Annotated in this window: 14 protein-coding genes; 11 read left to right on the forward strand and 3 right to left on the reverse strand. The window is 57.4% G+C overall.

Features of this window, described 5'->3' with window-relative positions; genetic code table 11:
• Positions 1–2: 2 nt before the first annotated feature.
• The 4 genes from DKW72_RS00105 to DKW72_RS00120 all read left to right on the forward strand — a co-directional run bounded on the left by DKW72_RS00105 (position 3) and on the right by DKW72_RS00120 (position 3,650).
• Positions 3–728, forward strand: a complete 726-nt coding sequence (locus tag DKW72_RS00105; RefSeq protein ID WP_111640295.1) for an SDR family oxidoreductase — start codon at positions 3–5, stop codon at positions 726–728.
• A 25-nt stretch (positions 729–753) separates the two neighbouring features.
• Positions 754–1,602, forward strand: coding sequence for a fumarylacetoacetate hydrolase family protein (locus DKW72_RS00110; protein WP_111640296.1), 849 nt, complete (start codon positions 754–756; stop codon positions 1,600–1,602).
• A gap of 36 nt (positions 1,603–1,638) precedes the next feature.
• Positions 1,639–2,268 (forward strand): 2OG-Fe(II) oxygenase family protein, encoded by a 630-nt coding sequence (locus DKW72_RS00115; protein WP_111640297.1) that lies wholly within the window; start codon positions 1,639–1,641, stop codon positions 2,266–2,268.
• Positions 2,269–2,654: 386 nt separating this feature from the next.
• A complete protein-coding gene (locus DKW72_RS00120) occupies positions 2,655–3,650 on the forward strand; it encodes a chemotaxis protein CheB (RefSeq protein ID WP_111640298.1) in 996 nt (331 codons plus the stop codon).
• Here the strand turns inward: DKW72_RS00120 and trhA are convergent.
• Complete coding sequence (gene trhA / locus DKW72_RS00125) at positions 3,647–4,327, reverse strand: PAQR family membrane homeostasis protein TrhA (protein WP_198411168.1); 681 nt, start codon at positions 4,325–4,327, stop codon at positions 3,647–3,649. The genes DKW72_RS00120 and trhA overlap by 4 nt on opposite strands.
• Before the next feature lie 220 nt (positions 4,328–4,547).
• On the opposite strand from trhA, the gene DKW72_RS00130 reads away from it, so the two are divergent.
• From DKW72_RS00130 to DKW72_RS00160, 7 genes are all read left to right on the forward strand, one after another.
• Entirely contained in the window at positions 4,548–5,174 is a 627-nt protein-coding gene (locus tag DKW72_RS00130) for a hypothetical protein (protein ID WP_111640300.1), read from the forward strand.
• A 9-nt stretch (positions 5,175–5,183) separates the two neighbouring features.
• The gene (locus tag DKW72_RS00135) at positions 5,184–6,932 is read left to right on the forward strand and encodes a DUF4153 domain-containing protein (protein ID WP_111640301.1); all 1,749 of its coding nucleotides are present in this window, start codon (positions 5,184–5,186) and stop codon (positions 6,930–6,932) included.
• 95 nt (positions 6,933–7,027) lie between these two features.
• Positions 7,028–7,627 (forward strand): hypothetical protein, encoded by a 600-nt coding sequence (locus DKW72_RS00140; RefSeq protein ID WP_111640302.1) that lies wholly within the window; start codon positions 7,028–7,030, stop codon positions 7,625–7,627.
• A 1-nt stretch (position 7,628) separates the two neighbouring features.
• Positions 7,629–7,940, forward strand: a complete 312-nt coding sequence (locus DKW72_RS00145) for a winged helix-turn-helix domain-containing protein (RefSeq protein ID WP_232522258.1) — start codon at positions 7,629–7,631, stop codon at positions 7,938–7,940.
• A gap of 113 nt (positions 7,941–8,053) precedes the next feature.
• Positions 8,054–9,178, forward strand: a complete 1,125-nt coding sequence (locus tag DKW72_RS00150) for an FAD-dependent oxidoreductase (protein WP_111640303.1) — start codon at positions 8,054–8,056, stop codon at positions 9,176–9,178.
• A gap of 54 nt (positions 9,179–9,232) precedes the next feature.
• Positions 9,233–10,189 (forward strand): arsenosugar biosynthesis radical SAM (seleno)protein ArsS, encoded by a 957-nt coding sequence (gene arsS, locus DKW72_RS00155; protein ID WP_111640304.1) that lies wholly within the window; start codon positions 9,233–9,235, stop codon positions 10,187–10,189.
• Positions 10,190–10,199: 10 nt separating this feature from the next.
• The gene (locus DKW72_RS00160; RefSeq protein WP_111640305.1) at positions 10,200–12,350 is read left to right on the forward strand and encodes an FAD-dependent oxidoreductase; all 2,151 of its coding nucleotides are present in this window, start codon (positions 10,200–10,202) and stop codon (positions 12,348–12,350) included.
• A gap of 4 nt (positions 12,351–12,354) precedes the next feature.
• Here the strand turns inward: DKW72_RS00160 and DKW72_RS00165 are convergent, their stop codons facing one another.
• The gene (locus DKW72_RS00165; protein ID WP_111640306.1) at positions 12,355–13,023 is read right to left on the reverse strand and encodes an aspartate/glutamate racemase family protein; all 669 of its coding nucleotides are present in this window, start codon (positions 13,021–13,023) and stop codon (positions 12,355–12,357) included.
• Complete coding sequence (gene egtD / locus DKW72_RS00170) at positions 13,020–13,967, reverse strand: L-histidine N(alpha)-methyltransferase (protein ID WP_111640307.1); 948 nt, start codon at positions 13,965–13,967, stop codon at positions 13,020–13,022. The genes DKW72_RS00165 and egtD overlap by 4 nt, the downstream gene beginning before the upstream one ends.
• Position 13,968: the final 1 nt, after the last annotated feature.

Consider the following 13,968-nt stretch of genomic DNA (forward strand, 5'->3'; position numbering starts at 1 on the left):
CTATGTCCAGACTCAACCATAAAACCGCTTTTGTGACCGCTGCTGGCCAGGGTATTGGCCGTGCAACTGCCGAGCTCTTTATTGCCGAAGGTGCCCGGGTTATCGCCACCGACATCAATGCGAAGGCACTTAAAGATCTGGCGTGTGAAACGGCCGTTCTGGATGTGACCGACAGGCAGGCCGTCAATCAGTTGGCCGAAGAGGTCGGGGCGGTAGACATTCTGTTTAATTGCGCCGGTTATGTACACTCGGGCACTATTCTTGATTGCAGCGAGGAGGAGTGGCAGCGCTCCATTGATATCAATATCAACTCGATGTACCGCACCATCCGTGCTTTTTTACCGGCAATGGTTGCCAATGGTGGTGGTTCTATTGTTAATATGTCGTCAGTGGCCAGCTCCATCAAAGGTGCGCCCAATCGCTGCGCCTACGGAATGACCAAGGCGGCGGTCATCGGCTTGACCAAGGCTGTGGCGGCCGACTTTATCGGTGATGGTGTTCGCGTCAACGCGATTTGCCCGGGCACGGTTCGCACGCCCTCGTTGGAGCAGCGCCTGTATGACACCGGCGATTTTGACGCCGCTTACAAGGCGTTTGTGGCGCGTCAACCCATGGGGCGTATGGGGAGCGCGGAAGAAATTGCACGCCTGGCCCTGTATCTCGCCTCGGACGACAGTGCCTTTACCACCGGCACCATCAATGTGATTGACGGTGGCTGGAGTAATTAGTGTTCATTGAACTTAAGGATTGACTATGAAATTAGTACGCGTGGGTCAACCTGGCGCCGAGCGTCCGGGGATTGTCGATGAGGCGGGGGCTATTCGCGACCTGTCATCGTTGGTGGATGATATTTCCGGTGATATCCTGACGGATATGGGGCTCAAAAGAATTCGTGACTGCGATATGTCAACGCTGCCCCTCATCGACGCCAGTGAGCGTATCGGCCCCTGTGTTGGGCATGTGGGTAAATTTATCTGCATCGGCCTCAACTATGTGGACCATTGCGAAGAAACCGGCGCAGACGTGCCCAAAGAGCCGGTTGTGTTTATGAAAGCCACCAGTGCCATTTGCGGCCCCAACGATGCCATTATCAAACCGCGCGGATCAGAAAAGCTCGACTGGGAAGTGGAACTGGGTATTGTGATTGGGCAGGAGGCCAGATACGTCAGCGAACAGGACGCCGAGAAGTATATCGCCGGTTACTGTGTGGTACACGATGTCTCCGAACGCAGCTTCCAGTTGGAGCGCGGCGGCCAGTGGGATAAAGGGAAGGGGTGCGATACCTTTGGCCCTATCGGTCCTTATTTGGTAACCCGCGATGAGGTAAAAGACCCGCTTGCGCTGTCATTGTGGCTGAAGGTCAACGACAAGACCTGGCAAAATTCCAGTACCCGTAATATGGTCTTTGGTCCCGCGCATCTGGTTTCCTATTTAAGTCAGTTTATGAGTTTGCAGCCGGGGGATATCATCTCTACCGGTACCCCGCCGGGCGTGGGCCTGGGCCAGGCACCGCCGGTGTATTTGCAGGCCGGTGATAAGGTTGAGCTGTCTGTCGAGGGGCTGGGGACTCAGTCACAAACGGTTGTTGAGTGTTCATACTGAGGTTGTCCAGAGGCGCTCGCGGTTAAAGGTTTTCCCATGAATGATAAAATGCATCTCATGGAATTGTTCCCAATTCCGGTTTTCATTTTCAAAACCACTCAGGTAGACAATGACCACCTGTGTAAAATGGTCTACCGGATTCGTGACGAAGAAATCAGTAGCGGTCGGGGCGACAAGGTGGGGCTGTCAAATCTTGGCGGTTTCCGTACCTACGATATCGCCAGGACCCCGGGTTTCGAGCAGCTCAGGGCGCACATTGTCTCAACGGTCAATGCACAGATCCTTGATGGCAAGTGGTATCCGGGAGGCCCGATCGATGAGAGCTATATCGTCGGCATGTGGTCGGTAATCAATAACCGCGGCCATGCCAACAGTGTCCACAATCACCCCAACGCTTGGTTCAGCGGGGTCTACTACGCCAAAGTGCCCGACGACAATCAGAAGGCCGGTAGTATCTGCTTCCGGGATCCGATACTGGCGCGCACCTACTCTCGTTCTTTCTACCGCTCTTCGCAATCCGAGATCTGCTGCCTGCCGCCGGAAGAAGGGCTGATGGTCATCTTTCCCGGTTGGTTCGAACACTCGGTGCGGCCGAATCAGACGGACGACGATCGGGTTGCCATCTCCTTCAACATCAAGCCCCATCCCGATCCTGCCTTACAGTAAATTCCAGGAAGAGAAAAAGCACCGCTGTAGATCAAGGCTGCGATCTTTAGGGTGAGGTCTAACGAAGACCAATAAAAGAAAGGATCGCCAGAACGATCACGATTAAGCCGACGATATAGATGATGCTGTTCATCAGTCTCTTCTCCTGCCCACAAGTATGAAATTGGATGTGCGCCAGCGTCCCTGCGGCGCGCGCGATGTAACATCCTGTCCAGGCTGATCCTTCGCCTCATCCCACTTAAGAGTAGATTATCGGGGCTATCCGTTCTGTTCGTTGGCGCACTCAATGAGGAAATTAAAGCCGGTATTGATCGCCACGACTGAATCCCTGTCACTGAGGAATTCGGGGGGCTATACTGATGGTCACTAGGCCGATGGAGGTGACAATGAATCAAAGCGGAAATTCAATGCTTGTTGTTATCGGAGCTTCCGCTGGTGGCATGGCGGCTTTAAAAACGTTGGTGGCCCAGTTTCCGAAGGACTTTCCCGCACCCGTTTTTATTGTCAACCACATGGGTGCGAACACCACCGGTGAGGCGCTTGTGAAGGTTCTGAATGAGAGCGGCAGTCTTACCTGCGTACATGCTCGCAACGAACAGGTGTTTGAGCCGGGACATATCTATCTGGCGCCATCAGATCAACATATGCTGATTGCCGAAGGAAAAATTCTGGTGACCAAGGGCGCCAGGGAAAACCGCTCCCGGCCCGCGATTGACCCCTTGTTTCGCACCGCTGCTGTGGCCTACGGCAACCGGGTAATCGGAATTATCCTGACCGGCTACCTGGACGATGGTACCAGTGGCATGATGGCGATCAAGCGATGCGGGGGTGTCTGTATTGCCCAGGATCCTGAAGATGCGTCCTACCCGGACATGCCGCAATCGGTCATCGCGAATGTGGGCGCTGACTATTGTGTGCCGCTGGCGGGAATGGGGATGTTGCTTTCCGACCTGCTGAAGAGAGAGTTGCCGGAAAGAGCGCCAGCGCCGGAGGATATCGTGATCGAGGCAAGGATCGCGCAGCGGGTTCTGAGCGATCTGTCATCTGTCGAGGCGCTTGGCGAGCAGGTGCCGTTCAACTGTCCGGATTGTGGTGGTGTGCTATGGAAGGTGACGGAAGGGGAAATCCTGAGGTACCGCTGTCACACCGGCCATGCGTTTAGCGCCTCGGCGCTGCTTACACAACAAACGGTAAAGATAGAAGAAACCCTCTGGGTGGCGTTGAGAATGTTTGAAGAGCGTCAAAATCTGCTTGTCACTATGAGTCACAATGAAAGTAAGAAAACGCCTTCATCGACCTCGCAAAGGGCTAAAGATTCTCAAGTCCACATTGACCGTATTCGTGCCATGCTCAGGTCTACAGACAAGGATGCTCATACCTAAGGCGCAGTCACGCCGTGGGCGTAACTGAAAATCGCGACGAAGTGACACAGGGTGCCGGTCAGTACGAATAAATGCCACACAAAATGGGCAAACTTGACGCGGCTGTCGAGCGCATAAAACACGATACCGAGGGTATAGGCGGCGCCACCGGCTGCCAGCCAAACCAGACCTGCCGTTTCGACCTCCCGGGTGAGCGGGTGTAGGGCAACCAGGATCATCCAGCCCATAACCAGATAGAGCCCCACCGACAGGACGGGATGGTGCAGCCTTCTCAGGCTTTTCATCACCACCCCGAAAGCCGCTACTGCCCAGATAATCCCAAACAGCGTCCAGCCCCAGGGGCCACTCAGCGCGCCCAGGGTAAAGGGGGTATAGGTGCCCGCAATGAGCAGGTAGATGGCGGAGTGGTCGATATCTTTGCACACCCGCTTGGCTCGCCCCTGGGGCAACATGTGGTAAACCGACGACGCCAAATACAACACAATCATGGTGGCGCAGAAAATACTGACGCCCACCACAAAAGCCGGGTCGCCCAAGCGCACCGCCCGAACCACCAAAAAGGGTGTAGCGGCAATGGCTGAAATCAGGCCTGCGGCATGGCTGGCGGTATTGGCAACTTCCTCCCCCACGGTTTGCAACCGACCTCTAAATGCATTGATGGCGGTCTTGGCGGTCACGCTTTGCGTCCTCTTTTCGGGCCCATAGATCTTCAGTGTAGCCCAGATCCGCAAAGCCCATAAGCGATAAAACTCCGCGTTTTGAACCTCTTGCATTTTCAGAGAAGTTCTCTATAGTCGATGCCTAAATAACTGAGACAGGACGTCGATATTTCAACGAAGCGATCCGTCCCAGCGCACCCCCCCCTAGTGAGAACTGCCATGAAGGAGAATAGGCGACATGGAGTACGATACCGCGAAATACAAAGTCTTTAAGTTTCCCTCACCCTTGCTGATTCATTGGGTTCTGAACCCAGGTTTGGCATTCAACGAGGTGATTTTGGGACAGCGGATTCCCAAAATCACGTTGATCGACAAGACCAGTAAGGCGCCCTTGATGGAGCGCCAGTATGTGCCATGCCCGCATTGTCATGCGATTCATGATGCTCGGCTGTGGTCCGGAGACAATGCGTTTGGGCACTGGTTTGGTCTTGTCTGCCCGGACTGCCATGGCAAAATTCCTTGCCTGTGGAATCTCACAAGTCTCGTTTTTTTGGCCTTGACCTTTCCGTTGTGGATCTGGTTCAAGCTGTTTGGCGAGCGCTGGTGGGTAAAGAAGGAACTGACGCGTCTCGATAAGGCGTCACACAGCCGTTTTCCCGAAGCGAAGTCTACAAGTTGGCTGAAGATGGGACTTTCGTTCGGCGCCCTTATGTTCGTGTTCTTTTCCCTGCCAGGAATGTATTTAACCGGTACGCTTTCGTTTGAGTTGTTCGCTATTCAGGCGTTTATCTGCCTTCTTGCTGGACTCGCTTTTGGGTTTTTTATGAAGTTGTCCCTGGGCCGGAAAATGAAGAATAATGACTGAGAACTGACTATGAATGATCTTTCCCGTGAAAACCGGTTGGCCTTTATGGTGCTCGCCGTCGTTCAATCCCTGGTTTTGCTGTTGCTGCACAAGGCCATTGAGCATGAAGTGTGGCCCTCGACCCACACGTCCTGGTTGTTTGCCGGCTATACCGTCGCTATTGGCTTGCCGCTGTTTCTGTACGTGGGCGCGGTGGAGTGGCGTGACCGGGCCAATGCCGTTGCCGCACTGGTGTTGGCGCCGGTGCTCTTCTGGGTGGGCTGGCATCACGGCTGGCTGAGCGAGCCGTCGTTGGCGGATACCGACTATCGCTATTTTGGCGGACTGGGTGCCCTGGGCTACGGCATGCCGATCGCGCTGTTTATTCTGGGGTTTTTCTTTCGCACCTGGCGCGAGCAGGGGCGGTTGGACTATGCCGGATTACTGGAAAATTCCTGGCGCAATGCGCTGACACTGAAATTCCTCGGGCTATTTTTGCTGGTGTTCTGGTTGCTGCTATTGCTCTGGGCAATGTTGTTCAGTGTGCTTGAGGTCGATTTTTTTAAAACCCTGTTCAGTGACCCGGTGTTTATTTACCCGGTGAGCGGGCTGGTGGTGGGTTGGGGCCTGGGACTGATTCGCGCTCGTGAGGGCATGGTCGCCACTGTGCGGCGTCTGTGCGAAGCGCTGACCCGGGCGCTGCTGCCGTTGATTGGGGTAATTCTGATTCTGTTCTTGGCCGTGTTGCCGTTTACCGGCATTCAGCTTTTATGGGAAACCGGCTACGCCGCCGCGCTTATGCTCTGGCTGGCCGTGGTGCTCTTGTACTTTGCCAATGCGGCCATGGCGGATGACATGCAGCCCTTCGGGGAATCGCCCTGGCTGCGCCGTTTACTGATGGTGGCGATGATTGTGCTACCCGTCACTCTGGTGTTGGCGCTTTGGTCCCTGGGGTTGCGTATCGACCAGTACGGTCTGACTTTGGGTCGCCTGTGGGGTTTGTTGGTGGCGCTGTTCACCGCGCTGTTCAGCGTCGGTTATGCGGTCCTGATTGTCTGGAAACGGGGTTTGCCAGCGCAGCATCTGCACCGTTGGAACACCTGGCTTGGGGGCGGTTTGGCGCTGGTATTGGTGTTGGTCAATACCCCGTCGCTGGACTTCCATAAACTGTCTGCCCAGAGTCAGGTGACGCGCCTGGAACGTGGCGCCACGGCGGTGGACGACTTCGATGTGCTCTACCTGCGCTTTAATCTGGGCAGCTACGGCGTCAGGGCCTTGCAGCAGTTACAGGAGGAGGACTGGGTCGTAGCAGAGCCGGATCTGCTGGCGCGCATTGAGGCCGGTCTGGCGGCCAGAACCCGCTGGCAGCGTATTGAGCCAGAGGCTGTTAGCGGTGTCGAGCAGCGTCGCGAGCGGGTTCATATTCTGCCCGGAACGGTGGTGAGTGATAGCTTTCTCGCAGCGTTGGATGTGGATCTTCCGGTGGTCCGCGGCTGCCTGTCGGGAGAGCACCCCTGTGTGGTGGGGGATCTGGACTACGCCGGTGATCCGCATCGGGTTGTGGCCTCCGTCGAGCGGCACTGGCTTGACGGCCAGGTGTGGCGCTGGCGTGATGATCAATGGGTACACTTTGGCCGCCTCCAGCGTCTGACCTGTGAGGGCGCGCGCATCCTCGATCCCGAACAGCCTTTCGTGCCGCTTCAGGGCGCCTACGCCCTGGTGACCAATGGCGGATGTGTGTTTCAGATGCAACCTTCGGAGGCGCAACTGGCTGAGTGAAGGCTTGACTTTATTGTCAAAGTGGTATAAATATAAAACTACTTTGAAAAACAAAGTTAATTCAAGGCACTTTACTCCACAGAGGGGAGGCGGCAATGGACACTCATGCAAACGCGAGTGAAGATCTCGCATTTATTCGGGAAATAATGGCTGATACCCGTCAGGCGGCGGGCATCAGTGGGGGTTATTTTGTGCTCTGGGGCCTGGTGGTGGGCGTCGGGTTGGTGGCCACCTGGTTACAGGTAATAGGTGTGTTGCCCTACCAGCCGATGTTGACCTGGGGGACTTGTCTGGGGCTGGGTGCCGTGGGCAATATCCTGATGATGTGGCGGGATTTCCGCCGCCCGGTGAACAGTCGCGCAGGCCGGCTGGTCGGTACCGTCTGGATGGGTCTGTTCGTGACCCAGATGATCTTTATCGTCGCGCACCTGGGCTTCAATACGCTGCCCGGCGAGCACATGCCGGGGATTTTCTCCAGTCTGTTGGGGACCGGTATCTTTATTACCGGTGTGCTCGCGGGTATGCCTTGGCTGCGCAATATGGCACTCGCCTGGTGGTTGGGGGCGTTTGCGATGTTTGCGTGGCCCGGAGACTACGTCAGCCTGTTAATGGGCGGGTTGTTGCTGTTGTTCTACGTGGTGCCCGGCCTGGTCCTGATCAAACAACAGCGAGCACAGGCCGCGAGCGAGGTGTAGGGTGTCCGAGTTTGATCACAACCAACTGGACGACCTGATCCACTCGCGCATCCGCCTGGCCGTTATGGCGGTGCTCGCGGGGCTGGATAGCGCGGATTTCACTTTTATCCGCGACCGGGTCAAAACCACCGACGGCAACCTGAGCACGCATTTGCGCAAGCTTGAGGACAACGGCTACATCGACGTGGAGAAGCGCTTTGAAGGCCGCAAGCCGGTGACCGAAATCGCGCTCAGCGCCAAGGGCAGGGAAGCCTTTGCGCAGTACCTCAACCGGCTGGAGTCGATGCTGGGTAACGGTGCCCACTCTTCCTGACGTTTTTCCTGTAAGAAATTGTGCCTTCGGGCGACTATCCTCAGTAGTACCGGCCGGGCCGAGCGCCCGAGCCGGTTTTCATTGTGTCTGATTGGCGAAGCTGAGGAGCGATTGTGGCGCAACGCATTGTTCTGGCCGGGGCCGGCCACGCCCACCTGGAGGTGCTCAAGGCACTGGCCGAGCGGCCTCTGGCGGATGCCCACATTGTGCTGATCAATCCTTCCCGCTATGTGACCTACTCGGGCCGGGTGCCCGGCTGGATGGCCGGACATTACGATCTGGCCCAGTGCCGGATTGACCTGCTGCCGCTGGTGCGGGCCGCAGGCGTCGAGCTGTTGGAGCAGCCGGTGGCGGGCATGGATGCCGATCGGGACTGTGTAGCCTGCCCGGGAATTCCGCCTATTGAATACGACTGGCTTTCACTCAATGTCGGCGGCGAGACCGACGTCTCCTGGTTTGAGGCCGCCGAGCCGTTGTTGCTGCCGGTGCGGCCTTTGGCGGAGTTTGCCGAGCGTTGGCAGACCCTGTTGGCACAGGCAGAGCGCGAGCGCGCTTTCCGCTTGCGGGTGGTAGGCGCCGGTGCCGCCGGGGTGGAACTGGCCCTGGCGGCCCAGCATCGGTTGTGCTCGTTGGGCTCCGGTGTTGCGGTGAGCCTGATCACCTCGGCGCAGGGCTTGTTGCCCGGTCATGGCGGGATGGCGGTCCGCGCCCTGGAGCGCGAGTTGCGTGCGCGCAAGATCGCGCTGGTGCGCGGCCCCGCCGCCGGCACCGAGTCGGGGGTGTTGCTGCCCACGGGTGAGTCACTGCCTGCCGACGGTATTATTTTGGCCACCGGGCGTCGCCCGCCCTGTTGGCTCAGTCTGTCGCGCCTGGCGCTGGATGAAGAGGACCATGTTCAGGTTGACGCCCAGCAACGCAGCCTCTCCCATGCTAATGTGTTTGCGGTGGGGGACATCTGCCAGCGCGTGGACCGACCCCTGGCACACTCCGGTGTCCATGCGGTGATGGGCGGCAAAGTGCTGGCCCACAATCTGCGCGCGGCGGCACAGGGCGGCGCTTACCGGCCCTATCGTCCCAAACCCCGGTCGCTATACCTGTTAGGCTTGGGGGATCAGCGCGCGCTGGCCTCCTGGGGGCCATTGGCAGCCCGCGGACGCTGGGCCTGGCGCTGGAAGCAGCGCATTGATGAGCGCTATATGGCAAGCTTGACTTTTGCAACAAAGGCCGGCCGCGGGTGATGATCCCTTTACGTATGGCGCCGTAACTTCTTACCACAATTTAGGAGCCTCCCAATGCACGCGACACTCCCGCTTCTGGAAGCGACCGACTTTCCGGTGATCCATCGCAGCCGGCTGGAAACCCTGCAGGTGAATCTGGGCTACCTGTGCAACCAGACCTGTGTGCACTGCCACGTGAACGCCGGGCCCACGCGCAAGGAAATGATGACTGACGACAATGTGGCGACGGTCATGGAGGTACTCAAGGCTCAGGGCATTCAGACGCTGGACCTGACCGGCGGCGCCCCGGAAATGCACTGGCGGTTTCGCGACCTGGTGCGCGAAGCCCGGAAGCAGGGCGTGCATGTGATTGACCGCTGTAACCTGACCATTCTGGAAGAACCGGGCTACGAAACTGTGGCCGAGTTTCTCGCCGAACAGCAAGTGGAGGTGATTGCCTCCATGCCATGCTACTCCCCGGAGAACGTGGACAAGCAGCGGGGCAAAGGCGTGTTCGACAAAAGCATCGCCGCCCTGCAACGGCTCAATGCCCTGGGCTACGGCATGCCCGACAGCGGCTTATCCCTCAACCTGGTGTACAACCCGCTCGGCCCCAGCCTGCCGCCCAATCAACAACAGCTGGAAGCGGACTACAAGCGCGAGCTGAAAAAACACTTCAATATTGAATTCGGCCAGCTGTTCACCCTGGTCAATATGCCCATCCAGCGCTTCGGCAGCATGCTGATTTCCAAAGGGCAGTTTGCCGACTATATGCAGGTACTCAAAGACGCCTACGTGCCCACCAACCTGGACAACGTCATGTGCCGCACCATGGTCAGCGTCGATTGGCAGGGCAACCTGCACGACTGCGACTTCAATCAGATGCTGCAATTGCCGCTGATCGGCTCTGACGCCCAACACCTGAAAGATCTGCTGAGCCAGAATCTGGAAGGACGGGAAATTTATATTGCCGACCATTGCTACGGCTGTACCGCCGGACAGGGCAGCAGCTGCGGCGGCGCGCTCAGTTAAAGGAAAGACCATGAAACGATTATTGGTCGTCGGTGTGATTGTCGCGCTGATCGCCGCCTACTTCGGCTTCGATCTGCAGCAGTACCTCACCCTGGATGAATTCCGGGCACGGCAGAACCAGTTTGCCGAATTGTTGGCGGCGCACCCGGTGTTGGTGCCGGCGCTGTTCTTTGTCTTTTATGTGGTGGTGACCGGCCTGAGTTTGCCCGGCGCCACGGTCATGACCATCGCTGCCGGCGCACTGTTCGGCTTGTGGCAGGGGCTCTTGCTGGTCTCTTTTGCATCGTCCATTGGCGCGACCCTGGCGTTTCTGGTCTCCCGTTTTTTATTGCGTGACTTTGTGCAAGGCCGCTTTGGCGATCGCCTCAAGGCGGTCAACCGCGGCGTGGACAAAGACGGCGCCTTTTACCTGTTTACCCTACGCCTGGTGCCGCTGTTCCCCTTCTTTGTGATCAATCTGGCCATGGGCATGACCCGGCTCAAGACCTGGACCTTTTACTGGGTCAGTCAGGTGGGCATGCTCGCCGGGACCTTTGTGTACGTCAACGCCGGCACCCAATTGGCACAGATTGAGAGAATTGGTGATGTGTTCTCTTTGCAACTACTCGGCTCCTTTGTGCTTATTGGCATTTTCCCATGGATCGCCAAGGCGATTGTGGGGCTGGTGCGCCGCGGCCGCGTCTACCGCCAATGGAAAAAGCCCCGCCACTTTGACCGCAACCTGGTGGTGATCGGTGCCGGTGCGGGCGGTCTGGTGTCGGCTTATATTGCGGCGGCGGTCAAAGCCAAAGTCACACTGGTGGAAGCCCACAAAATGGGTGGCGACTGCCTCAACTACGGCTGTATGCCCAGCAAGGCCCTGATCAAAAGCGCCAAGGTGGCGCACCAGATGCAGAACGCCGAACAGTACGGTCTGGCCTCCGCCCAACCGCAATTCAGCTTTCGTTCGGTGATGGCGCGCATTCAACAGGTGATCAAAAAAGTGGAGCCCCACGACAGCGTGGAACGCTACACCAGCCTGGGCGTCGATGTGCTCCAGGGTTACGCCAGGATCATCGACCCCTGGACCGTGGAGGTGGCACTGAATGACGGCGGCACCCAGCGCCTGACCACCCGCAGCATCGTGATTGCCGCCGGTGCGAGTCCCTTTGTGCCGCCACTGCCGGGCCTGAACGAAACCGGCTATGTCACCAGCGATACGCTATGGGAGCAGTTTGCCGAGCGGGACGAACCGCCCAAGCGGTTGGTGGTGCTCGGCGGTGGCCCCATCGGTTGCGAGCTTGCCCAGAGTTTCGCCCGCCTGGGTTCGCAGGTCAGTCAGGTGGAAATGGGCGGACGCATCATGGCGCGCGAAGAGCCGGAAGTGTCCACGCTGGTGACCGAATCACTCAGCGCCGATGGTGTGGATGTTTTGACCGGCCACAAGGCCCTGCGCTGTGAGCTGCACGAGGGGGAAAAGTCCCTGGTGGTCGAACAGGACGGCGAAGAAAAGCGTCTGATGTTTGATGAGCTATTGGTGGCGGTGGGTCGGCAGGCGCGGCTCACCGGCTACGGACTGGAAGCGCTGGGTATTCGCACCGATAAGACGGTGGAAACCAACGAGTATCTGGAAACTCTCTACCCGAATATCTACGCCGCTGGCGATGTGGCCGGGCCCTACCAGTTTACCCACACCGCAGCACACATGGCCTGGTTCGCCTCGGTAAACGCGCTCTTTGGGCAGTTCAAACGCTTCAAGGTGGATTACTCAGTGATTCCCTGGACCACCTTTGTGGACCCGGAAGTGGCCCGGGTGGGCATCAACGAACTGGAGGCCCAGGAACAGGGCATCCAGTACGAGGTGGCCCGCTACGACCTGGATGACCTGGACCGCGCCATTGCCGAAAGCAGCACCACCGGTTTTGTCAAAGTGCTGACCGTACCGGGCAAGGACAAGATCCTCGGCGCGACCATTGTGGGCGCCCATGCCAGCGATCTGCTGGCGGAGTTTGTGCTGGCCATGCGTCACGGGCTGGGGCTCAACAAAATCCTGGGCACTATCCACACTTATCCCACCTGGGCAGAGGCCAACAAGTTTGCCGCCGGGGAGTGGAAAAAAGCCCACAAGCCTGAGGGCTTGTTGCGTTGGCTGGAGCGCTACCACCGCTGGCGGCGGGGGTGAGGGCTCAGTCGAGAGCCGAGATGGCGGCGGCCATCTGCAACCTGGCGAGATCAGTGAAGGACGCGTCCGTGTTGAGCACGGACAGTTCGGTGCACGCCAGAACCGTATTCTCGTACCTGGCCAGAAGCTTCTCCATGGCGATTTTCAGGCGTTGCGAATACCCCCTGGCAAAGACTTCCAGCCGCAGGCCGTCCAGGGCCAGGATGTCAGCGGTGCGGGGAAAATCGACCTCGATCTGCTTTTCCTCGAAGTACTCGGCCAGCTGGTCGGACTGCATGGTGTGGCGTGTACCCACCAGGGTAATACGCGTGGTGCCGCTGGCTTCAAGGGCTGAGATTCCGAACCTGAGCGGGTGAACGATTTTCGCGTGCACTTTGCTGGGCAGGTCCAGCCTGTCGATGGCGGCGTGCAAGGTGATATTCGGAAGCAGATAAACAACGGCCGCTGTAGCCTCAAGCTCTTCAAATAGGGCGTCCAGTAAGCGTTTCAGGACAATATAATTGTCAGGCAAACTGGCATTGAGGCGCTCAAAATCCGTAGCCACCCGTTGCAGCGGACAAGCTCCATGCCTGCCCTGATGGAGGCCGTAGAGCCTGTTCAGTTCCCTCTGGTAGAAGTCACTTGCCTTTTCACTCAGAGTCGGCATCGCGATCTTTCTGGCGAGCTTATTCACTGGCGCTTTAGAATGTAGTCGGCGAAGTAGCCGTTGGAATCGGTTATGCGTCTGTCGAGGGTGAAGTCGGTCCCGGCGATGATCCGCTTCAGGGTAGCCTCGTCGTACTTCCTCGAAATCTCCGTGTGGATTTTCTCGCCTTCACTGAATCTGAAGCTTTTTTTTAAACTCTTGATGTAGACAGATTGCTCGGCCGTAGAAACCAGAAAACTGTAGGCGATGCCTTCGTTTTCATTGTACTCGGGCCGGTGTGAGAAGTTATCCGGGACGAAGTTGGCGCCCAGTTCGCGGTTGATGCGCTCCAGTAGGTTGAGGTTGAAACGTGCGGTGATCCCGGCGGCGTCGTTGTAGGCGGGCAATACGATATTGCGGGATTTCTTCAAGTCGACACCCAGCAGTAACAGGTCGCCGGGTTTGATATTGGCGCCGAGCTGATAAATAAAATCTGTCGCTTCATCATCGGACAGGTTGCCGATACTGGACCCCAGAAACATGACAATGATTTTGTGAGGGGTGTCTTTCATTCCGGCCAGGGCGTCGACGTACAACGCCTGTGTCGTATTGATATCCAGATCGGGCATTTCGGTAACTAGAGATTTTTCCAGGTGATCGAGGATGTTCTTCGAGATATCCACAGGCTGGTAAGTAAAATCATGGCCCTTGTCCAGCAGTTTTCTGAGTAGCCTTTTTGATTTCTTGCCGTCGCCGGACCCCAGCTCAATTATTTCGAAATAGTTACTTTCTGCTACATCCAGGGCATCGATGATTTCCTGTGTCTTGTTTCTGAATATCTCGTCCTCGGCCTCGGTAATGTAATACTCCGGCATGGCCATGATTTGCTGGAACAGTTCGTCACCCCGGACATCGTAAAAATAGTGGGATGGCAGCGATTTCTGCGCGGCGCTTAACCCCGCTTCAATATCCTGTCTGAATTGCTCGATCATC

Source organism: Marinimicrobium alkaliphilum (assembly GCF_003259155.1).
Classification (GTDB): domain Bacteria; phylum Pseudomonadota; class Gammaproteobacteria; order Pseudomonadales; family Cellvibrionaceae; genus Marinimicrobium_A; species Marinimicrobium_A alkaliphilum.